21 protein-coding genes are annotated in these 22,959 nt (G+C 40.0%); 15 read left to right on the top strand and 6 right to left on the bottom strand.

What is annotated here, in order from left to right:
* Positions 1–51: 51 nt before the first annotated feature.
* A complete protein-coding gene (locus ABC374_RS01650) occupies positions 52–501 on the bottom strand; it encodes a GNAT family N-acetyltransferase (protein ID WP_413020232.1) in 450 nt (149 codons plus the stop codon).
* A gap of 106 nt (positions 502–607) precedes the next feature.
* On the opposite strand from ABC374_RS01650, the gene ABC374_RS01655 reads away from it, so the two are divergent.
* The 12 genes from ABC374_RS01655 to ABC374_RS01710 all read left to right on the top strand — a co-directional run bounded on the left by ABC374_RS01655 (position 608) and on the right by ABC374_RS01710 (position 15,708).
* Positions 608–1,432 (top strand): MerR family transcriptional regulator, encoded by an 825-nt coding sequence (locus tag ABC374_RS01655; RefSeq protein ID WP_413015458.1) that lies wholly within the window; start codon positions 608–610, stop codon positions 1,430–1,432.
* Positions 1,433–1,632: 200 nt separating this feature from the next.
* The gene (locus tag ABC374_RS01660) at positions 1,633–2,241 is read left to right on the top strand and encodes a VanZ family protein (protein ID WP_413015460.1); all 609 of its coding nucleotides are present in this window, start codon (positions 1,633–1,635) and stop codon (positions 2,239–2,241) included.
* A 39-nt stretch (positions 2,242–2,280) separates the two neighbouring features.
* Positions 2,281–3,747 carry an aminoacyl-histidine dipeptidase gene (locus tag ABC374_RS01665; protein ID WP_413015462.1) on the top strand — a complete coding sequence of 489 codons (1,467 nt, stop codon included), beginning with the start codon at positions 2,281–2,283 and terminating at the stop codon, positions 3,745–3,747.
* A 573-nt stretch (positions 3,748–4,320) separates the two neighbouring features.
* Positions 4,321–8,064: a glycoside hydrolase family 3 N-terminal domain-containing protein gene (locus tag ABC374_RS01670; protein ID WP_413015464.1), complete on the top strand. Its 3,744-nt coding sequence runs from the start codon at positions 4,321–4,323 to the stop codon at positions 8,062–8,064.
* A gap of 295 nt (positions 8,065–8,359) precedes the next feature.
* Entirely contained in the window at positions 8,360–8,461 is a 102-nt protein-coding gene (locus tag ABC374_RS01675) for a PTS lactose/cellobiose transporter subunit IIA (RefSeq protein WP_413015466.1), read from the top strand.
* Between the two features lie 34 nt (positions 8,462–8,495).
* Complete coding sequence (locus ABC374_RS01680) at positions 8,496–8,621, top strand: PTS lactose/cellobiose transporter subunit IIA (RefSeq protein WP_413015468.1); 126 nt, start codon at positions 8,496–8,498, stop codon at positions 8,619–8,621.
* Positions 8,614–8,925 carry a PTS sugar transporter subunit IIB gene (locus ABC374_RS01685; protein WP_350301246.1) on the top strand — a complete coding sequence of 104 codons (312 nt, stop codon included), beginning with the start codon at positions 8,614–8,616 and terminating at the stop codon, positions 8,923–8,925. The genes ABC374_RS01680 and ABC374_RS01685 overlap by 8 nt, the downstream gene beginning before the upstream one ends.
* Before the next feature lie 13 nt (positions 8,926–8,938).
* Complete coding sequence (locus ABC374_RS01690) at positions 8,939–10,348, top strand: glycoside hydrolase family 1 protein (RefSeq protein ID WP_413015470.1); 1,410 nt, start codon at positions 8,939–8,941, stop codon at positions 10,346–10,348.
* A gap of 96 nt (positions 10,349–10,444) precedes the next feature.
* Positions 10,445–11,758: a PTS sugar transporter subunit IIC gene (locus ABC374_RS01695; RefSeq protein WP_413015472.1), complete on the top strand. Its 1,314-nt coding sequence runs from the start codon at positions 10,445–10,447 to the stop codon at positions 11,756–11,758.
* A gap of 131 nt (positions 11,759–11,889) precedes the next feature.
* Positions 11,890–12,594 (top strand): GntR family transcriptional regulator, encoded by a 705-nt coding sequence (locus tag ABC374_RS01700; protein ID WP_413015474.1) that lies wholly within the window; start codon positions 11,890–11,892, stop codon positions 12,592–12,594.
* Positions 12,595–13,171: 577 nt separating this feature from the next.
* Positions 13,172–14,584, top strand: a complete 1,413-nt coding sequence (locus ABC374_RS01705) for a glycoside hydrolase family 18 protein (RefSeq protein ID WP_350301250.1) — start codon at positions 13,172–13,174, stop codon at positions 14,582–14,584.
* 338 nt (positions 14,585–14,922) lie between these two features.
* On the top strand, positions 14,923–15,708 hold the full coding sequence (locus tag ABC374_RS01710; protein WP_413015476.1) for a PhzF family phenazine biosynthesis protein: 786 nt from the start codon (positions 14,923–14,925) through the stop codon (positions 15,706–15,708).
* A gap of 141 nt (positions 15,709–15,849) precedes the next feature.
* Here the strand turns inward: ABC374_RS01710 and ABC374_RS01715 are convergent, their stop codons facing one another.
* Positions 15,850–16,437: a TetR/AcrR family transcriptional regulator gene (locus ABC374_RS01715; RefSeq protein ID WP_413015478.1), complete on the bottom strand. Its 588-nt coding sequence runs from the start codon at positions 16,435–16,437 to the stop codon at positions 15,850–15,852.
* Positions 16,438–16,591: 154 nt separating this feature from the next.
* Here ABC374_RS01715 and ABC374_RS01720 point away from each other — a divergent pair, with 154 nt between their 5' ends.
* Together ABC374_RS01720 and ABC374_RS01725 are read left to right on the top strand one after the other, a co-directional pair.
* Positions 16,592–17,509 (top strand): ABC transporter ATP-binding protein, encoded by a 918-nt coding sequence (locus ABC374_RS01720; protein WP_413015480.1) that lies wholly within the window; start codon positions 16,592–16,594, stop codon positions 17,507–17,509.
* The gene (locus ABC374_RS01725; protein ID WP_413015482.1) at positions 17,509–19,113 is read left to right on the top strand and encodes an ABC transporter permease; all 1,605 of its coding nucleotides are present in this window, start codon (positions 17,509–17,511) and stop codon (positions 19,111–19,113) included. Before ABC374_RS01720 ends, ABC374_RS01725 begins: the two co-directional genes overlap by 1 nt.
* A 75-nt stretch (positions 19,114–19,188) precedes the next feature.
* Here ABC374_RS01725 and ABC374_RS01730 read toward each other — a convergent pair whose 3' ends face one another.
* Positions 19,189–19,941, bottom strand: coding sequence for a sulfite exporter TauE/SafE family protein (locus ABC374_RS01730; RefSeq protein WP_413015484.1), 753 nt, complete (start codon positions 19,939–19,941; stop codon positions 19,189–19,191).
* Between the two features lie 196 nt (positions 19,942–20,137).
* Here ABC374_RS01730 and ABC374_RS01735 point away from each other — a divergent pair, with 196 nt between their 5' ends.
* Positions 20,138–20,311, top strand: a complete 174-nt coding sequence (locus tag ABC374_RS01735) for a hypothetical protein (protein ID WP_413015486.1) — start codon at positions 20,138–20,140, stop codon at positions 20,309–20,311.
* A 41-nt stretch (positions 20,312–20,352) separates the two neighbouring features.
* Here the strand turns inward: ABC374_RS01735 and ABC374_RS01740 are convergent, their stop codons facing one another.
* From ABC374_RS01740 to ABC374_RS01750, 3 genes are read right to left on the bottom strand one after another with little or no spacing between them, the layout of a single operon-like run.
* Positions 20,353–21,015, bottom strand: a complete 663-nt coding sequence (locus ABC374_RS01740) for a methionine ABC transporter permease (protein ID WP_350301257.1) — start codon at positions 21,013–21,015, stop codon at positions 20,353–20,355.
* The gene (locus ABC374_RS01745) at positions 21,008–21,769 is read right to left on the bottom strand and encodes a methionine ABC transporter ATP-binding protein (RefSeq protein ID WP_413015489.1); all 762 of its coding nucleotides are present in this window, start codon (positions 21,767–21,769) and stop codon (positions 21,008–21,010) included. Before ABC374_RS01745 ends, ABC374_RS01740 begins: the two co-directional genes overlap by 8 nt.
* 36 nt (positions 21,770–21,805) lie before the next feature.
* Positions 21,806–22,639, bottom strand: coding sequence for a MetQ/NlpA family ABC transporter substrate-binding protein (locus ABC374_RS01750; protein ID WP_350301259.1), 834 nt, complete (start codon positions 22,637–22,639; stop codon positions 21,806–21,808).
* Between the last annotated feature and the right edge of the window lie 320 nt (positions 22,640–22,959).

Genomic DNA, 22,959 nt, shown 5'->3' on the forward strand with positions numbered 1-22,959 from the left:
CGGCTTTTTTGTTTTCTGGACATACTTTTGAGTTAAAAAGGATATAGATACTTATACCTTTTTGATCATGACCTTTTCATTGTTATAATCTGATTCGCCATTGAATGCAAAGCCGAATTTCCTATACAAATTAAGGGCAGCCTGATTATCTTCGACTATGCTTAAATAGATTTCAGGACAATCATATTCTTCTATTATTCTTTTTATTAAAGCCTCCAACATGATGCTTCCAAGCCCGAAACCCTGATGTGCAGCGTCAATGAAAAAGCGGTCTAACCACACTCTGCCATTTTCGCCTTCCCCAGGGAAAAATCCATACATCGCAAAGCCGACCAAGATATCATCATAATAGAGCCCAACTGGCCTGTAATATTTACATTCCTTAGCGTCTTTTAAACATTGTTCAGTCGTTTCGATGTAAGCCTTTTGCTTTTCGTATATTCGCAATTTCAAAATATCCGTCACATTTTCGTTCGAGACTTCATATATAGTGGTCTTCATCATTTATTTTCCTTCCTCATTTCGCACCTGGTTATCCGCTTTGTTATCATGATATATTAATACCCTAAGGTATATGGTTACCATATAGTCAAGAGGAGAGATCGTAATGCCCGATGGAAATGTAGGCAAATATTTTACTACTGGCGAATTCGCCAAATTATGCAATGTAAAAAAACAAACGCTCATTCATTATGATGAGATTGGGCTTCTTACTCCCGATTTAAAAAACGAAAAGGGCTATCGGTATTACTCTTATCAACAATTTGAAGTTTTTTCGGTCATCACGCTTTTAAAAGAATTCAATATGCCTTTGAAAGAGATCAAATGGTTTCTTACTAACAGGTCACCTATGGAACTAATTGAACTTTTCAAAGAAAAGACCATAGAATTAGAAAAAAAGATAAAGAACCTTCACAGAGTGCAGAAGATCATTGAAACGAAAATATCCCTCACTGAAAAAGCGATTTGTATGGATGACTCTCAAATCACCTTGAAACTTCAGGAGGAAGAACAGCTCTTCCTTAGTGAATCCATCCTGAACTCTTCTGATGCCGTATTCTTAAAATCTACATCTGACTTCATTGATTTCTGTAATGAGAATGAATTTTATACAGGATTCCCTATCGGTGCCATGATTAGTAAAGAAAACATCATCGATGGGAATCATGATGACTATTCATTTTTGTACACGAAAGTCATGGAAAAGCACCCAGCCCACACTTTCTATTCAAAACCTAAGGGACTCTATGTTGTTGCCTATCATAAAGGCAGTTATAAAAATATCTCCGAAACGTACGAAAGAATATTACAATTCATGGAGAGTGAAAACTTGAACCTCAAATCGTTTGCGTACGAAGAATACATCTTGGATGAAGTCGCGGTAAAGGGGTATGAAAATTACCTGACGCAAATCATGGTTGAGGTGGAATGAGATTGGGGGGATTTTACATAGTTCAGGCGAGGACTAAAACATGCGAATGAATCATTCCAAGCAATGCCATTAGCCTTGAAAAAGCTTTTCCTTGACGGTTTTCTAATGACAGGTTAATGCAGTTTGTTGACGGGTTGTTAAAGTTGTCCTAGGATATAAGGATATGAATTGATTTGGTAATAAATAGAAGGGGGAGTTATATGTCTCTAAAATCGGTCATGCTTTCCCTTTTGCTGTCGCAAGTAATGTTTTTGTGCGGTTTGCCTTTTTTTCTTCAGCTTCTATTATTTTTGAATCCTTTGGTGATCATGGTTGTCTGGTTTTGTATCCTTCTTTTCGTTTCGTTTGCGGTTCTTTATTTTCGAGGTGAAACGATCAGAATTCCGCGCCTTTTATGGCAGGCAGTATTGTTTGGCTACAGTTTATCATTATTGGTTTTGCTGTTCTTTCGACCAGAGGGGCAGGTATATTCGTATAATTTGATTCCTTTTTCTACGATTCTTTCCTATTTATCGAATGAAATGAATGGGCTTGTATCATTTTATAACCTTAGCGCAAATGTGGGGCTGTTCATTCCATTCGGTCTGTATTTGTTGTCCGGGGAAGGGGAAGAGCTCTCCGCTAAAAGGAAATTTCTATATCCATTACTTTCGATTTCAGTCATCGAAATCTGTCAGTTTGTTTTTCGGCGCGGAAGTTTGGATGTCGATGACCTGATCCTGAATATGATAGGTGTTTACCTAGGGTATATTCTGAAACCTTTGTTCAAGAAAGTCGTTATGTTCAGTTCTGGAAAAGTAAAAGGATGAGAGGCAGTACAAATATGTTAAATGAAAGGGTGTATTTCCATGTATAGCACGTTAGAAGAATTAGCGAGCCATCCGGTGTTCCATTATTTTGCAGCGATTTCCAAAATCCCGAGAGGATCGGCTAATGAAAAAGCGATCAGTGACTATCTCGTTCGCTTCGCTAAGGATAGGAACCTGGAGGTGATCCAGGATGAGTCGCTGAATGTGATTATCAAAAAGCCTGCCACAATTGGATATGAAAGTGCACCTCCAGTCATTATCCAGGGGCATATGGATATGGTTTGCGAAAAGAACAAGGGAACGCTTCATGATTTTGAGAAAGATCCGCTTCAATTAAGGGTTGTCGGAGACATGTTGTATGCGACGGAGACAACATTGGGGGCGGATAATGGGATTGCAGTCGCTTATGCTTTGGCATTATTGGATGCAAATGATATTCCGCATCCCTCTCTTGAAATAGTCATAACGACTGAAGAAGAAACGACAATGAACGGTGCACTTGCCGTGGATCCGGCTCACTTCAAGGGGAAAATGATGATCAATATCGATTCGGAGGAAGATGGAAAGCTGCTGGTCAGCTCTGCTGGAGGAATACGCGTGCGGCAGATCCTGCCAATCGGATGGGAATCGGCTTCCATTGTTGATGCGGTATCTTATAACATCAGGATTAAAGGGTTGAAGGGCGGACACTCCGGTATGTCCATCCATAAGGAAAGAGGGAACTCCAATAAACTTTTGGGCAGAGTATTACATGAATTGACGACAGACTTCCCTTGCTGCATCCAGCAAATGAACGGGGGCCTGAAAGGGAATGCAATCCCTCGTGAAGCAGAGGCGACTGTACTGATTTCTGTAGAAGATGTTCAGAAGATAGAGGAGAGACTCCAGCAATGGGAAGATACTTTTAAAAATGAACTGCAATCTTCCGACCCTGAGCTATCGATTAGGTTTGAAAAAATCGAAACGATTTCTTCAAACGTTTTTTCAAAAGAGACGGTGACTAAAGCCATTACCTCCTTACTGCTAATCCCGCATGGCGTTCAAGGAATGAGCATGGGAATAGAAGGGTTAGTCGAAAGTTCGACGAATCTAGGGGTCGTTACAACGAATGAAGCGGAAATGATATTCGAAAGTGAAATCAGGAGTTCGGTCAAAAGCATCAAATATAATATGGTCACGCAGGCAAAAGCGATTGCCGACATGCTTGGGTGCGAGCTATTGATTGATGCGGATTATCCGGAATGGCCCTATAATCCTGATTCTAAACTCAAGAAATTATTTGAAGAGACATACAAAGAAAAATATCATGAGGATATTGAAATCATCGCTGTGCATGCAGGGATCGAGTGTGGGGTATTCATAGATAAGATACCAGGGTTGGATACTGTTTCATTAGGGCCGGATATGTTTTCCGTACATACACCTGAAGAACACTTAAGCATCCCTTCGACCATAAACAACTGGGAATATTTTGTTTACACACTAAAGCGGATGAAGAATCTATAAACAACTGCATGTTTGGGGAACAATTGAAATTCAATAGATTTGGAGATATCCTATCGTTCAACGATAGGATGTCTTTTTTTCGTTGAAAAAAGGAACAGCCCGAGGATATGGAACATGATCAATTCCATGAGCCTAGTTAAAAATATAATTGAAGTTATATTAATTTTAGAAAGAGTAAGAAAGAGCCATTAAAGAGAACCAGTCTATCAAAGGTAGATATTATCCTGTTTTGTTGACTTGATATTCAAGTGAAAAAAGCGTTTACAATTATATGTAAACGCTTTATAATTCATTTGTACCTATAAATTCATACCAATGAATTTAATGTATACTTATCAATATGAATTAAAAATGCCAGAATTCCCTTTAATTAAGGATGGAAGTTATTAATGAAGAGTGGCTTTTAAATTCAGAACATTCTGTTTTTTATTCAATCATCTTCTAAATAATTAGATTAGCAGAAACATATTTCATATCTTTCTTTAAAGGGGGTGACATACATCTTCATTTCGTTTTGAGATTTACCTGGATCAGAAGCAAAAAGTAATCTAAATCAAATAATGGAGGAGAAAAATGAGAAAAACCATTTCGATAATAATTTTGTGTATTTTTACCATTACTTTGTTCGTCGGGAATATACCAGGAACAGTCAAGGCAAAGCAAGCAGGGAAACCATTATACATGAATGAGAAGGCACCTGATGAAGAAAGAGTCAAAGATTTGTTAAAACGAATGACAATCGATGAAAAGGTCGGTCAGATGATACAGGCTGAGCGAGCCTCAGTAACCCCAAATGATGTAAAGGAATATAAATTAGGTTCGGTATTAAGCGGGGGAGGTTCTTTTCCGGATGGAAAGGAGGAAAACAGCACCCGTGAAAAGTGGTCAAACTTAGTGGATTCATATCAATCCGGGGCTGTTTCTACCCGATTGGGCATTCCACTATTATATGGAGCAGATGCTGTCCACGGTCATAATAACGTAAAAGGCGCTACCATTTTCCCGCATAATATTGGTTTAGGTGCCACTAGGAATACAGAATTAATAGAGAAAATTGGACATGCTGCCGCATCAGAAATCAAATCTACAGGCGTGAATTGGACGTTTGCCCCGACAATGGCAAATGTCCAAAACATCCGATGGGGAAGAACGTATGAAGGGTTTGGAGAAAACTCAAAACTTGTTGCCACCATGGGTGCAGCCTATATTGACGGGCTTCAAGGCAAAAACCTTAAGAAAACGGAAAATGTTCTAGCTACCGCTAAACATTTCATTGGTGAAGGATATACAAAAGGCGGAGTCAATCAAGGTGATGTGACTGAGTATACAGAAGAAGAGATACTTAAGAATGACAGGAAGATATATGAGGAGGCTATCGAATCAGGAGCCAGAACGGTGATGGCTTCTTTTCATAGTATCGAAGGGTTGAAAATGCATGCGAACAAACGGCTGCTTACCGATGTATTGAAGAAGGATATGGGCTTTACGGGATTTGTCATTTCTGATTGGTATGGGATACAGCAAATCACGAAGGATCAAAATGGGAATGCGGTTTCCGGGTTAAAGCAGCAGATTGACGTGGCAGTGAATGCTGGGGTCGATATGTTGATGCAGCCTGAAAACTGGAAAGAGACACTTAAACTTACAAAAGAACTGGTGAATGAAGGTGAAATTTCAGAAAAAAGGCTAGATGATGCCGTTACACGGATTCTTCGGGTCAAGTTTGAGTCTGGTGTTTTTGAAAAACCAATGACAGATCCAAAGTTGGCTAAGTCATTTGGGTCTGAAAAGAACAGGGAAATAGCGCGTCAATCCGTCAGTGAATCTCTAGTCCTATTAAAAAATGATAAAGTGAATGGTAAACCGATTCTTTCTCAATTAAAGAAAATGGACAAAATATTTGTGGCAGGCAGAAGCGCTGATGATATCGGAAAGCAGTCGGGTGGCTGGACGATATCATGGCAAGGGAAATCAGGTGATACGACTGAAGGTACGACTATTCTAGAAGGATTAAAAGAAGTTGGTGGAAAACAAAAGAAAATCACTTATAACAAACATGGAAGAGGAGCAAAAGGAAATGATGCTGCTATCGTTGTTGTAGGTGAAGAACCATATGCAGAAACTGATGGTGATGCCACTGATCTTCATTTAAATCGGATGGATCTATTAACATTGGAGAATGTCCGCAAGGCAGATCCGAATATTCCGATCGTTGTCGTATTAGTATCTGGCCGGCCGATGATCATTACGGATGAAATGAAGGATTGGTCAGGTCTGGTTGCAGCGTGGCTTCCTGGTACTGAGGGTGCAGGAGTTGCTGATGTCTTGCTCGGTGTTGAGGAATTTTCAGGTAAATTGCCAGTCAGTTGGCCTTTCTATTTGGAAGCCTATGGAAATAGGGAGGACAAAAAGGATTATTTTATGTTTAATTATGGATATGGTCTGACGAAGAAGCAGGCTACGCCAAAGCTGCCTGAAAAACCAGAGCTCCCTGAAAAGTCTGGCTTAAAAGTACCAGGGAAAATTGAAGCAGAGGATTTTGCCGCCCAATACGGATTGCAAACGGAAAATTCATCTGAAGGGTCATTAAATATGGGGTATGCGGATGGAAGAGATTGGTTGGAGTACGAAATAAATGTAGAACAGGATGGCCTTTATCAAGCCGATTTTCGTTATGCGGCGAATCTAAGTGGTCAAACCGGGATTAATATCGTTAGCGAAGAAAAGAAGCTGCTTGGTAAGTTACGAGTCGGATCCACTGGGGGATGGCAAAATTGGGACACATCTACAGTTGACGGCGTCATCTTGAAGAAGGGTAAACAAAATATCAAATTTGAATATATCGAGGGATCATTGAACTTAAACTGGTTCGAATTCAAGCGGGTTGGCAATATTCCGGCAATACCTCCTCCGACTGAGGATGTACCCGCAGAAGTGATTAAGGCAAAGGCAGTTGAATCATGGATTACGAATGAACGGGAACCAAGTGATGTTGCTTGGTACTTTGATTCCAGGTATCAACGAGGTGATAAGAAGTTGTCTAAGCAGGAAAAAATGGATATCACCAAACCGGATGCATCAAATCTTACTACCATAAACATTGATCCGACCAAACAATACCAAAGCATATTGGGGATCGGTTCTTCAATGGATGAGTCGACCGTTCATAATTTGACGAAAATGTCTTCTGATAAGAGACAGGAAGTTCTCGATAAATTGATAGATCCGAATAAAGGCATAGGAATGAGCCTTATTCGAACAACGATAGGCACATCTGACTTCACGGCACAGAAATTTTATACGTATGACGACATGCCGCCAGGGAAAACGGATGTTAATCTGAAGCATTTTTCAATCCAAAAGGATATCGATTATAAGATTATTGAAACGTTAAAACAAATTAAGGAAATTAATCCGAATGTTACATTCTTTGCCTCACCATGGAGTCCTCCAGGCTGGATGAAAACGTCTGACAGCATGATCAAAGGACAGGTGAAAGACGAATACCTGCCAATCCTGGCCAAATATTATTTGAAATACTTTCAAGCATATAAGAAACAGGGAATCGATATAAGTGCAATGACCTTGCAAAATGAACCGATGCTGGAGATTGAGTACCCGAGTACCAATATGCCTTACAGTCAGGCAGCGGAATTAGCGACACTCCTAAGAAAAGAGCTCGATAACAACGGTTTCAAGCATGTAAAACTTTGGGGATTTGATCATAACCCAAGTGATACAGGAACATACGCGGAACAATTGTTAAAAGATAAGGGAGCATATGATGCTTTAGATGGTACGGCTTTCCACGATTACGGCGGATCCTTGTCTGAAATGACTAGATTACACAACTTATTTCCAGAGAAAAACGTGTATTTAACGGAGCGTGCAGTTTGGGGAACGTATGGTGCGGATCGAATTGCACAATATATGAGAAACTGGGCGAGGAGTTATAATTCCTGGGTGGTCATGCTGGATAGCGACATTCAAACGCATCAATGGGTGGGTCAGCCGGATCCTACACTATTGATTCAAGATTCAGCTGATAGGGATAATTACTGGTTGACTCCGGAATATTATTTAACTGGGCATTTCTCCAAGTTTGTTAAGCCAGGGTTCATCCGTGTTGAAAGTGATTATGGTTCTTCGGATACGGTTACAAATGTAACATTCTTAAGTCCTGACCAAAAGACACTTGTATCTATAGTTATCAATCAATCCTATGAACCTCAAAAATTCAAGTTCATTAGCGAGGATGAACAAATCAAGGGTGAGCTGCCGGCCAAATCCGTGGCTACTTACCAATGGCAAAGATAATGAACACCAAAATTGAAGGAAGGGGCCAATCAAAAAGATTGGCTTCTTTTGTTGCTGAATAAAAACGCATGAAATTATTTGAATAGATGGAATATAAGCGTTTACATTTCTGTGTGTACGTTTTATACTATATTCATACCAATGAATTTGTACCAATAAATATAAATCATTCTTATGAAATGGAGGGGTATTTTAGATGCCTTATACTTCTGAAGAAGATGTACAGATGATCATATTTGGCTTGATTGCTGGAGCGTGAGATGCCAAATCCAACTTTTATCAAGCGATTTCCCTTGTGCGGGACCATAAATATGAAGAAGCAGAGGAATTGATACATCAAGGGGAAACAGCCTTACTAGAAGCACACAAAGCCCAAACTAGATTAATAACAAAATGAGGCAAATGGAAACAAAACGGATATTGGCATCTTAATGATTCATGCTCAGGATCATTTAATGAATGCCATTCTAGTGAAAGAACTATTAAACAATCTAATCTTGATGCAAAAAGATATAAATGCATTAAAAGAAAAATTGGAGGGAAATGACAATGGTTAAAATCGGTTTGTTCTGTTCGGCAGGAATGTCAACAAGTATGTTAGTGACAAAAATGAAAAAAGAAGTTCAAGCAAATAGTTTGGAAGTAGAAATCAATGCATATCCAGAATCTGAATTGGAACAGATCGCAGATTCAATTGATGTGGCTCTATTAGGACCCCAAGTTAAGTTCCTTCTGTCTAAAGCAAAAGCCGTTTGCGAACCGAAATCGGTTCCTGTCGAGGTGATAAATACAATGGACTATGGCATGATGAACGGCAAGAAGGTTTTAGAAACAGCATTGAATCTAGTGAAAAAGCAATAGTGGGAGGTACAACATGAAATTTCCAAAAGACTTTTTATTCGGAGCTGCATCTGCATCATATCAAGTGGAGGGTGCCTGGAATGAAGATGGAAAAGGGCTGAGTAATTGGGACGTCTTTTCAAAGATTCCAGGTAAAACATTCGAAAATACAAATGGTGATGTAGCGATTGATCATTACCATAGATATAAAGAAGATATAAAACTAATGGCAGAAATGGGATTGGAGTCTTATAGATTTTCAGTTTCCTGGGCGCGCATCATCCCGGACGGTGACGGTGAAATAAACGAAAAAGGAATCGGATTTTACAATAATGTCATAGACGAATGTTTGAAATATGGAATCGTCCCGTTCGTTACACTATACCATTGGGATTTACCACAGAGTTTAGAAGCGGACGGGGGCTGGGTGAATAAAAGAACGATACGGGCATTCGCTAAATACGCCGAGGTTTGTTTCAGGGCTTTCGGTGACAGGGTGAAACATTGGATCACTTTTAATGAAACCGTTGTATTCTGCACATTAGGATATTTGAATGGAGCCCATCCACCAGGCCTTGTAAACGATCAAAAAAAATACTTTCAAGCTACTCATAATGTATTCGTGGCTCATGCTGAAGCCGTTCAAATCTATAAAAGCTTAAAGTACTACGGAGAAATTGGCATAACACATGTTTTTAACCCTGCTTTTAGCATTGATGGCAAAGAAGAAAATATTTTTGCCTCGATGCATGCGAATCACTATCAAACATTTTGGTATTATGATCCGATTTTAAAAGGGGAATATCCAAGTTATGTAGTGGATGCCTTAAAGGAAAAAGGCCTGACACCTGATTGGACAGAAGCAGAGTTGACTTTGTTGAAGGATACGGCTGATTACAATGATTTCATGGGCTTGAATTATTATCAGCCAGCAAGGGTGGCCAAAATTGATGGAGCGATTGAAAGCACGAAAATTGATCGTGATAAGTCGACCGGGAAACCTGGCAACCCATCATTCGACGGTGTATACAGAACGGTCATGATGGAGGATAAAGTATATACAAAATGGGGCTGGGAAATTTCTTCCGAGGGCTTCTTGGATGGCTTAAGGATGCTGAAGGAACGTTATGGCGATGTAAAACTTTATATCACTGAAAATGGTCTGGGCGACGAAGATCCGATCATAGATGGTGAAATTGTCGATGTCCCAAGAATCAAGTATATTGAAGAGCATTTAAAAGTGATTAAAAGTGCAATAAGTGAAGGAATTAACTTAAAAGGCTATTATGCTTGGTCAGTCATTGACTTATTAAGCTGGTTAAACGGCTATAAAAAACAATATGGTTTTATTTATGTGGATCATAAAAATAATTTGGAAAGAAAGAAGAAGTTATCGTTCCATTGGTATAAGCACATTATTGAAACAAGAGGAGAAGAGCTGTAACGCTTTCAGACATCAAAAGACTGACCTAATCCATTTCCAGGATAAGGTCAGTCTTACTTAGTAAGTATCATTCACTTTTGACTAGGAGGGGTAGTTATGTCGCGTATTGAAAAACTATTCGAGAAAATGATGCCTGCATTCATGAAATTTTCAAATGCAAAAGCAACCGTAGCACTTAAGGATGGTTTCGTACTTACGATGCCGTTGACACTTATTGGCTCCATTTTCTTATTAATAGCAAACCTGCCGATCAAGAATTGGAATAAAATCATGGCTAATTTATTTGGTGCAGATTGGATGGTGCCATTGAATCAAGTTACAGGAGCCACCTTTGACATTCTTGCTCTCATAGCCGTTTTTGGAATCGCTTACTCCTATGTGAAAGCAAGCAATATTGAAGCCGTTCCAGCAGGGATAATCGGTATCATTTCATTTTTGATTCTCAGCAATTCATTTGTTGAAAGTCCTTCTGGGGAAGTGGTTGGCGGAGTCATTCCTAAAGCCTGGACAGGCGGACAAGGGATGATAACATCCATATTGGTAGGGTTGGCTGTCGGTGCGATTTACACATGGTTCATCAAAAAAAATATCAGGATCAAAATGCCGGAAAGCGTGCCATCTGGTGTTTCAAATGCCTTCTCGGCATTAGTTCCTGGATTTGTGATCATGTTATTATCGATGTTCATTTTCCTCATTTGTGATAAGATTCAAGGCGTATCAATGACTGAAATCATTTATAAAGTATTACAGATCCCCATGCAAAATCTATCAGATACATTACCTGGAATCATCATTATCATGGCACTAATATCCATTTTCTGGTGGTTTGGATTACACGGTCCGAATATCGTGATGGGAATCATGGCACCTATTTTAACTTCAAATGCCTTGGCGAATCAAGCTGTCATAGATGCCGGTAACACGCTGGCCGTAGGCGGAAATGCAAAAATCGTTACGGTTCAGCTAGTGGATATTTACGCGAAATTCGGTGGTGCGGGCATAACATTAGGTTTAATTGCAGCAGCGCTGCTTGTCGCTAAATCACAGCAAGTGAATCAGTTATCTAAAATGTCCCTGGTTCCAGGTTTATTCAATATTAATGAACCAATCATTTTCGGGCTTCCCATCATATTTAACCCTTTAATGATCGTTCCGTTTGTTTTGGTTCCTGTCATTGCCGTATTGATGACGTATTTTTCAATTATTTTAGGGTTTATCCATCCATTTACAGCGGTACAGGTCCCGTGGACAACCCCGCCAATCATTTCAGGCTTTTTATTATCGGGATGGCAAGGGGCAGTCGTCCAACTAGCTATATTGGGTATGGCTACCGTGGTATATTTCCCATTCGTTAAAATGCTTGATAAAGTAGCACTGGAACAAGAAACCCCAATTGAAAAAGTTAGTTGATTTAAAAAGAAACAGAGGTTTCTTTACAATCGTTATGAAATAAACTATTGTAAAGAAAACCTCTCTTTTAGTCTAAACTATTGTTCGAAAACGTTCGAAATCATTATGTATAGAGGAAGGTATATGGAAATATGGGTGTAAAGTATAGAATGGTCGTAGAACAAATGGAGAAAGAAATATTAGATGGAAAATATACATTAAATACTAAGTTACCTACTGAAGAAGAGTTGATGAAGAAGTTCGATGTCAGCAGGAATACCATAAGAAAAGCAATCAATATATTGGTTGAACAGGGTTATATATATCAAGTTCAAGGTAGCGGCATATTCCTAAGGGAATTTTCCAGACCCGGCTGTATTTCTATGAAGGATATGAATGGCTTAACCAAAGAGTTTGCAAAGGATGAAATGACAAGTAAAGTGCTGAAGTTGGAATTAATAGAAGCTGATGAAAAATTGGCCGAACAAATGAAATGTAATGTGAATACCAAAATCTATAACCTCAAACGGGTTAGGTACTTAAATGGTGAACCCATTGTAATAGAAGAGTCCTTTTTCAATAAAGACATCATTCCCATTTTAAATAAAGAAATTGCAAATGGTTCCATTTATGAATATATAGTCGAGGATTTAAAGTTGAATATTGGTTTTGCAGATAAAATCATTTCGTGTGAGAAACTAAATGACGATGATGCAAAGCTTTTGGACTTGCAAGCAGGAGATCCGACTTTAATTGTTGAAAATACGGTCTTCTTAAAAGCGGGAGTCGTTTTCGATTTTTCAATTGAGAAATATAATTATACTTCCGCCAAATTATTAACATTGACCACGAATTAATGGGCTTTCGGGATCTGAATGGAAGAGTCGAAACAAAAAAAGAGCGACTGCATTTCTTAGCAATCGCTCTTTTTTTTATTTCTCGTTCTATAATGATTTTCAGCTGTGGAAATAGGGAGCTCAAAATGCTTCACTTTTTTGCAATAGGTCTAAGAAGATTCCAAAATAAATTAAGCATGAAAGTCAGGAAGATAAAAGTTTGGGTTGCTCCCTGGTATTTCGCATAGTTTGCTGCGCCTACCTCTGCAAATTCCCCAGCAATGACCACCAGCTTCGCGTGTAACTTCTCTTTGTCGTACTGATAGATATGGATCCAGCTTCTACACGGTCACCGTTATAGGTACGGTTTTGGCAATGTCCCTGTCTTTGGTGGATTTGTTTAACTTTTTTCCTCTACTGAAATCACTCTCTTGTTTTTCTTAGATAAAGAATCCTGGCTCATAATGGGAAACAAAAATTATAAACAATAAGAGCAAAAAAACTAAGGATTCTGGAATGTTGAACTCAAAAAAACATATTAGGACTATTTAGGGAATAAAATGAATGGAATATTTTGAAGGAAAGTGGGGCAGTGCATGTGAAAATCCATGTGGTGAATAGGGGGGATTCGTTGTGGGGAATTTCCCAGCAATATGGTGTCAGTACCAACCGAATTGTTCGGATCAATGGCCTTGAAAATCCAGATAAGCTAGTGATTGGTCTAGCACTTTTGATTCCTGAACCTTATCTTCGATACAGGGTTCAGCAAGGGGATACTCTAAATAAAATCGCAAATAAGTTTGGAATTACGGTACAGGAAATCATGCAATCGAATCGCATCACAAATCCTTCTGCTATCTATCCAGGGCAGAGACTAACCATCCCGGTTATTTATCATACCGTAAGGGAACGAGATACCCTTTATGATATAGCAAGACGTTATGGAACGACAGTTCAAGCCATAATGCAGATGAACCGGATTACAGATCCGTCCAATATTTATATCGGACTGATAATAAGGATTCCCCAGAAACCAAAACCCATCATTGATGTAAATGGTTTTACAAACGTTTACGGGCAAGCCGGTGCGGAACAGGTACGTGAAGTGGCCTACGATTTGACCTACGTAAGTCCATTTGGTTATAGAATGAGGCAAGATGGCAGCTTAGAAGCCATAGATGACACCCCGACGATACGGGCGGCACAGTCAACTGGCGTAATACCCATGATGTGCATAACGAATTTTTCCGCGACGGAAGCGGGAACTCAGCTTGCACATACGATACTTTCCGATTTAAGTTTAGTGGAAAAATTATTAACGAACGTCATAAAAACGATGAAAGATAAAGGGTACCGTGGGTTGAATATAGATTTTGAAAGTGTAGCACCAGATGACCGTGATTTCTATAATCGCTTTCTCCAAAGAGCAGTGGATCGATTGCATCCTGAGGGCTACTTTGTGTCATCCTCCCTTGCCCCAAAAACTAGCGCCAATCAAAAGGGACCATTAGTTGAGGCACATGATTATCCAGTTCACGGACGGCTGCTAGACTTCGTGGTGCTGATGACATATGAATGGGGTTACCGAAAAGGGCCGCCACAGGCAATCTCTCCCATTAATGAAATAAAGCGTGTCCTTGACTATGCCGTAACGGCTATACCAACAAATAAAATCTTCATAGGATTTCAAATTTATGCACGGGACTGGCTTATTCCTCATGAAGAGGGGCAGGAAGCAGAGACTTTCGACATGCAGGAAGCCATCAGACGCGCCGTCCAATATAATGTAGAAATAAAATATGACGAGACAGCCCAATCACCTTATTATAGGTACAAAGATAATCAGGGACGCACACATGAAGTTTGGTTTGAGGACGCACGCAGTGCTAAAGCCAAATTCGACCTGGTGAAGATTTACAGGTCAAGGGGTCTCAGTTATTGGGTACTTGGTTATCCTTTTCCCCAAAATTGGGAACTGCTTGGGGATACATTTATTGTAAGGAAACGGTAGGGTGTTTTGTTACAGCAAGGTGGATGGGCAGCTTTTTTTATAAAGCTGTCTATTTTAGTGAAAACCCTTTAGGTTTCGAAATGGACTACAAGAATTACCGGATTTTTATAACAACGTTAACAATCATTTGGAATCCGAGTCCATAAAGGGGCTTAATCGAGGACGCCATATTGAAACTGAAAAATATAGAATTCGAAAAGACCGCTATATGGTGATCTTTTTCATTTTATGAGATAAAGAGAACTCCTTAAAAACAGGTAAGGGTGATTACCATAAAGGAAATGTGTTCTTCATTGTGGAAATGTATTACGGACAATCCCATTTAAGGAGGCATCTTTTTGGAATTAACCATCATTAATACGTTTACAGATCAACCTTTTAAAGGAAATCCTGCGGCTGTCTGCCTGCTTACCGGGGAAAGTGGTAGCGAGTGGATGCAGCGAATAGCTAAAGAGATTAATATGCCTGTTACTGCGTTTATTCACCTTCATAAAGGCGAATGGCAGCTGCGTTGGTTCACACCCTCCGTTGAAATCCCGATTTGTGGACATGGGACGCTGGCAAGCTCTTTCTTTTTGTGGGGTAAAGGATACGTGCCAAGGGATAAACCAATTGCCTATCAGACGAAAAGCGGGATTCTCACTGCAAAATTCGTTGATGGAATGGTTCAGTTGGAATTTCCATCATTAATCGAACAGGAGACCGCTGCCCCTGAATTACTGATAAAAGCTTTAGGTGTTGTGCCTGTGTATGTTGGACAAAACAAATGGGATTATCTAGTTGAAGTTCAATCAGAAGAAATCGTAAGGAATTTAAAGCCGGATTTCAATTCCATTGCCCGAATGCAGATTCGGGGCGTCATTGTAACTAGTCTATCGGATAGCGGTGAATATGATTTCGTTTCCCGTTTCTTTTCCCCTGCCCAAGGCCTTGACGAAGATTATGTAACGGGCTCAGCCCATTGTTGTCTCGGACCCTATTGGAAAAACAAGCTGGACAAAAGTATCACCATAGCCTATCAGGCATCGGAAAGAGGAGGACTATTGAAGGTTGAAGTATCGGAAGACACAGTTAAACTTTCTGGCCATGCCGTGACAATATACGAAGGGAACTTAACCATTTAATGCAGGAGCCGTTTTTGATTTATCAATCGAGAAATATCATTACACTTCAGCCAAATTATTAACATTGACTTAAAGAGTGCAGGAAATTCTTAAGATTTTACGGTGTGAATTGGAGATATTGATTCACACCGTTTTTTTAATTCATTTCTCTTTTTCCCCAACAATCCCATAAAACAAAATCTTCATAATATCCTCAGTCAAAGGCAGGATGCTTTGATAAACCTCTTCCCGTTGGATATATTCATTCATCGCTTTTATATAAAATAAAATCGCTTCATTAGATAAGTCCGGATCAACATATCCTTGTTCCTTGCCCTGGTTAAACAGATCAATAAAGCGTGGCAGGGCCTTTTCTGTATATATTTTTTCCATATAATTGATTCCGGAAGTATATTCCCTCATTAAATATTGATAAAAATCTTCATGAATTTGTTTCGCAGTTTCATTCTTCGTGAACATGAGTTGCTTTATTTTTTCAGGGAAAGCAATGTTGCTGGCAAGTATTTGTTCAAATTCATCCAATGCCTTATCTGTATAATAAACAAAAACCTCATGAATTAGATTATGTTTGCTTTCGAAGTAATTATATATCGTTACTTGAGATACATTCGCTTTTTTGGCTATTTCCCCAATCGAAATCTTTTGGACACCATACTCCATGAACAAAGTTAAGGCAGCCTTTAGTATATTCAATTTTTTTTGTTCCCTGCGGCGTTGAAATCCGTCCATTTATTTCACCTCAACCTTAGTTTAATTAAAAATATGTAATAGAACAATAAAATAAGTTCATAAACTATTGTCAGGAATTATTATTTTATATATTATGAACTAAATCAATTAAAATATTTCATAATTTCATTTCAGAGGAAGAGGTGGATGAGGAATGTCAGTATTGAAAACAACGAATTTAACGAAAAAGTTTGGAAAGTTTTCCGCTTTAAATGGTGTGAACATTGAAGTGAATAAAGGTGAGGTATTTGGATTCATCGGTCCTAATGGTGCTGGAAAATCAACAACGATCCGTGTGCTGCTCGGGATTTTAAAAGCGACGGATGGAGAAGTGAAGATTTTTGGGAAGGATGCATGGAAAGATGCGGTTGAAATTCACAAGCGAATCGCGTATGTTCCGGGAGATGTGAACCTATGGCCCAACTTAACAGGCGGGGAAGTTATTGATCTATTTGTTGAATTACGCGGGGCGAACAATAAAAGCAGACGCGAAGAACTAATAAAAAAATTCGATTTGGACCCTTCCAAGAAATGTGGAACATATTCAAAGGGGAACAGGCAAAAGGTTGCTTTGATTGCTGCTTTCTCATCTGATGCCGACCTTTATATCTTGGATGAACCAACATCAGGTCTAGATCCTTTGATGGAAAGGGTTTTCCAAGAATGTGTGATGGAAGCGAAAAATGAAGGGAAAAGCATTTTACTTTCCAGTCACATTCTTTCTGAAGTGGAAAGGTTATGCGATAAAGTGAGCATCATTCGGCAAGGACAAATCATTGAAACGGGAACATTGGATGAGCTGCGTCATTTGACGAGAACAAGCTTGCTTGTCGAAACGAAGCAGCCTATTCCTGCTTTAGGGAGTGTAAACGGAGTTCGGGATATCGTAATGAAAGACCAAGCACTTTCATTCCAAGTGGATACAGATGAATTGGATAATGTCATGAAGTATATAAGCCAGTTTGGAATTGTGAAATTGGAAAGCGCGCCGCCTACATTGGAAGATTTATTCATGAGCCATTATGAAGGTGAAAGGAAGACTTCTGATTCTGGGGCGGGAGGTGCGTTATAATGGCGAATCAGTCCTATCAGAATACAGGAAGACTCTCCCGATTCATCGTACGGCAAGATCGGATTCGGATACCCGTTTGGATAATTTCCCTATCTGTCCTTACATTTATGGTTGCAATGGCATTCACCGATCTGTACCCGACTGCGCTAGAAAGGCAAACCATTGCAGAAACGATGAGGAACCCTGCTATGACAGCGATGGTGGGGAAAGGTTACGGCCTGGATGACTATACAAACGGAGCGATGATGGCGCATCAAATGTTACTTTTAACCGCTATGGCAGTTGGGATAATGAGTATTTTACTTGTTACGCGCCATACACGCGCAGATGAAGAGGACGGCCGTATCGAAATGATCCGTTCTTTGCCGGCTGGCCGGTTGGCTAATTTATATGCAACCATTTCCGTATCGTTTGGTACGAATGCATTGATCGCGTTAATAACGGGTTTCGGATTATATGCTCTGGGAATTGAAAGCATGGATTTGGAGGGTTCCCTTATGTATGGAGCTGCGTTAGGGGCAACCGGTATTTTCTTCTCGGCGATAACGGCATTATTTGCCCAGCTTACGGAGAGTGCGCGAGGTACGATTGGTTACTCCATCACTGTTTTGCTTCTTTCCTATCTTATTCGGGCGATAGGGGATGTCAGCAATGAAACACTTTCGTGGTTTTCACCATTGGGTTGGGTTTTAGGTTCAGAAGTATACGTGGATAATTATTGGGGGCCAATCATCCTTACGATCGGTGCGGCAATCATTTTGGGTGCCTTATCTCTATATTTGAATGCCATCCGTGATTTGGAAGCTGGTTTCATTCCGGCTAAGCCCGGCCGGAAATATGCTTCATCGTTTTTAAAAAGTCCGCTTGGTCTCGCGCTAAGGCTTCAGCGTACAGGATTGATTGCCTGGGCAGCCGGGATGTTCATTTTAGGAGCTTCTTACGGTTCCGTTTTAGGTGATTTAGAATCCTTTTTTACAAAAAATGAAATGATGGCCGAACTATTGACGCCAGTTGAAGGTTATTCGCTGACGGAACAATTCTTGACAATGTTGATGTCAGTCATCTCCATGATATGCACCATCCCGCCTTTAATGGCGTTGTTAAAACTTAAAGGGGAAGAAAAAAAGAACCATACTGAACATTTACTGAGCCGCGCTGTATCCCGTACAAGGCTTATGGGCAGCTATATTATCATCTCCGTTATTGGCGGTTTTCTCATGATTACGCTTGCTGCAATCGGTCTTTGGGCAGTCGGGAATTCAGTGATGGATGAAGGGGTTGCTTTCGGCACTATATTTAGTGCAGCGATGGTCTACCTGCCTGCGATGTGGATCATGATTGGCATTGCCGTGCTGTTTATTGGCTTTGCACCAAAATTATCCGGCTTGACTTGGCTTTACTTGACATACTCAATCTTAGTCGTTTATTTAGGGGGAATGCTTCAATTCCCGGAATGGATGGATAAACTAACACCATTTGGCCATATTCCGAAACTTCCTGTTGAAGATATGAACTTCATGAAAGTATCCATACTTACCATCATAGCCATAGTATTACTGGCTGTTGGTTTTATCGGATATAACAAACGGGATATCCGAGGTTGACGATTCAACTATGATTCTATTATTCCTGAAAAAAGCCTGATTCCTCGTTGTTTCAATGAGAAATCAGGCTTTTGGTTATCGGTCATGGGTAATTAATAATAGTACACCTAGCGCAATGATGATAAAGAATAAATAACTTTCGAATTTTTTCGCAGGAATTCGCTTATTCATGAAGATTCCGAGACCTGTCGCAAGTAATATGGCTGGAATGGAATAAGCGTAAAGAATAAGTGAATCGGCGGTCCACAGTCCGCCTAGCGCATGACCCGTCACGACCAGGATTCCGGATATAAGAAAATGGGCTTGCAATGTTCCGCGAAATCGATCTGGATTCCATCTTCGTAACGTTCCATAGACGACGACCGGCACTCCGTTAAAGTTATAGGCGCTGCCAAGGACTCCCGACGCAAAACCGAACGGCCATACCCAGCCCTTCGAGTTGAGTAAGGGTTTATCCACAGCCTGAAAAAGTTTTTGCTTTAGAAGAGAATATCCTCCATATGCAATCAAAAAAACACCGAGTGCAGAAGTGATGATCATAGAAGGTGCGTAATGCAGCAAAGCGAGGCCGGCTGGTATGCCGATGACCGTTGAAGCCGCCAACCTGATTAAAACCGAGCGTTCGATATGCCGCCATCCGCTAACGACGGTAAGTGAAGCTACGGTAAGACCAGCCAATCCAATCAGGGAAACCGAAGTATTAAGCGGAATGTGAAGTAAGGCAAGCAGCGGCATGCTGACAATCGCTTCACCGAAACCGAACATCGTCCGCATCAAGGCGCCGATAAAGACTGCCGCGACCACCAATATGATGCTGCTGATCGTCATTTTTTTACCTCCTGAAGCAAAAATTAACCCTTCTGTAATTATACCATACCAAACTGGTATTTGATCGAGGTAACCATGATTTAAAACAGGTGATTTAAGGCCTTTATTACTCTTTATAATGCGTTTAGTTCACCTTTTAATGGAGAGGTACACGATGTAATTTCCGTCGCTTAGGAGTCTGGAATGAAGATGAAATGTGGGTGTGCATCTTTTGGTGTTGTGTGGTGATAAAGACTTAATTGAATTTGATGTGAAGGTTGTTTTGCAGATTAATAAAGATAACGAAGGGTGGTTTGTGGAAAATATGTTACGGGCAATACTTTTTAGGGAGGCTTTTTCCATACAAGCAGATTTAAAGAAAGAGTCATAGCCTTTCATTGGATTTCTCACCAGGAAAGGCTATGAATGCGTTCACCTTTTATCAAGCTTAGCAGAAAGGTAATTTCCGGCGAATTGGACGGATTGAACAATGATGATAAGAAGGAATACGGTTGTTATCATGATGTCAGTCTGAAAACGGTAGTATCCATAACGAATGGCCAAGTCACCAATTCCCCCGCCGCCCACGACCCCGGCAATAGCCGAGTAGGATATGAAAGAAACGGCAGTAACAGTGAGTCCCAACAGGAGACCGGAACGCGCTTCTAATAATAGTACTTTGAAAATGATCTGGAAGGGGGATCCACCCATAGCAACAGCTGCCTCAATTGTTCCCTTTGGTACCTCACGTAAAGATTGTTCAACAAGCCGAGCTAAAAATGGAATGGCAGCTATCGATAATGGGATGGAGGCGGCCAGCGGACCTACAGATGTTCCCAATATCGTTCTTGTAAATGGGATAAGAGCAATGAGTAAAATGATGAATGGGAAGGAACGGACCGTGTTGATCATTGCGTTTAAAACGTTATTTAAGATAGTCTGTTCGAGTAATTGCTCCTTTGAAGTTAAAAATGTAATGAAACCAAGTGGGAGGCCTAATAAGATAGCTGCAAATATCGCTATTCCCACCATTAAAAATGTTTGGCCTGCACCTAAGTAAATTTCAGGAAGTAAGGAAATGATATTATCAAACACTTACCTTCACCTCCTCTTCAGATTCATGTTTTAATAGAATTTTACCGATTTTCGTTGTGGGTACGGTTCTATTATCCGCTAAGTTCAATTCCTCCATGATTCTCCCATTTTCCATGACCGCCACCCTATTTGCTAACCTTCGAATTACATCCATTTCATGAGTCACGATCAGGATGGTCACACCATAGGTTTCGTTTATTTTTTTTAGATAGGCCAGGATGGATTGAGTGGTTTGCGGATCAAGTGAAGAGGTTGGCTCGTCACATAGCAATACATTAGGTCTTGTGCTTATGGCACGGGCGATCGCGACTCTTTGCTTTTGTCCGCCAGAGAGCTGCGCAGGATAATGATTGGCTTTATCAGATAAATCGACGATTTGCAGTGATTCAGCTATAATTTTGGCTCGCTCATGTTTTGGTACATTGGCAAGTTCCAATGCCAGACTAACATTTCCTTGTACCGTTCGATTTGCCAAGAGGTTGAAATGCTGAAAAACCATCCCGATTTTGTTGCGTGCTTCTCGAAGCTGTTTGCCAGATAAATCACTAAGGATAGAATCATTTATTGCTATCGTACCTTCAGTAGGCTTTTCTAATAGGTTACCCATGCGCAGTAAAGTCGATTTACCTGCACCGCTAAAACCGATGATCCCATATATTTCATTCTCCTTAATATCCAGATTTACATTGGAAACGGCAGTGAATAATTCATTTTTTACAGTAAATGTCTTACCTACATTTTTAAATGTTATCATTCTGGAACCTCCCAATCTTAAAGCGTTTATATCCATTCATTTAAAATAATCAGGCCGGTGAAATCCTTCAAATTCTGTATTGCTTTCAATCGCTTTTTGAAATTCAGGGGATTGGTAGGCGTTAATGATTTCCTTCACGAATCGTTTTTTCTTATCTTCGGTTCTTACTGCTACAAAATTTTGATATTCAAATGGGGGATCCTCCAAATAAAGGGCGGAAGAAAGTTTCCGGTCGGATACCAAGATGGTATACCCATTGGCTACCGCATAATCTACATCAGGCAAGATTCGGGGAACTTGAGCCTGTTCCACCTCAACAAATGAAAAGTTCACTTTTTGATCGACGATATCTTTTTTGGAGACAGTCAAGGGATCGTATCCTTTTTTTAATTGAAGCCACCCTATTTGTTCAAGCATTCTTAATGCTCTTGCCACGTTAGCGGGATCATTCGGGATTGCCACTTTTTGCCCATCCTTCAATTCATCCTTGCTGCCATGCTTATCGGAATATAAGCCCATAGGTGCTGTGGGGACTTTAATGGTTTCGGTAAGCTCCAGTTTGTTTTCATTGATGAAATTCTTGAAAAAAGCAGTATGCTGAAATACATTTACATCGATGGAGCCTTCGGCCAAGGCAAAGTTTGGTTGGTTTGGGTCACTGATTTCCACGTATTTAACGGAGTATCCTTTATTTTTCAGATAAGGTTCTATGCCTTTTTTCACTTGGTCACTATAAGGACCTGGAGTGAAGCCGAAAATAATTTCTTTCTTAGCTTCACTCGCTGCTTTATCACTGCCGTTGCTGTTGCAAGCTGAAAGCAACATGACGAATAATAGGGACATGATGATGAACAGAAATGAATTTCTCATGGAATTCCTCTTTTCTTTTTTTGTATAGGGTTCATTCTTTTTTAGGAATAAAAAAAAGCATGAACAAGGTTTGTTCATGCCGCCGGTTATCCGGTAGGCTTGCATAGTATAGTTTTCCAATTGGAATAATTAAACTATAACAAGAGTATGGATAATTTATCAAGTGTTAATTTTTCTGGATATTTATGGGTTAAAATCAAAAACGCACTTGACCAATTGATTTTATCGGATTATGATAGTGAACATAAAAAAATAGCTTATCGGACAACCGAGAGCCCTTGTTAGGAGTCAGTTCCATACTCCTTCAAGGGCTTTTGTGT

Origin of the sequence: Peribacillus phoenicis (genome assembly GCF_047238085.1) — a bacterium.
GTDB lineage: Bacteria > Bacillota > Bacilli > Bacillales > DSM-1321 > Peribacillus.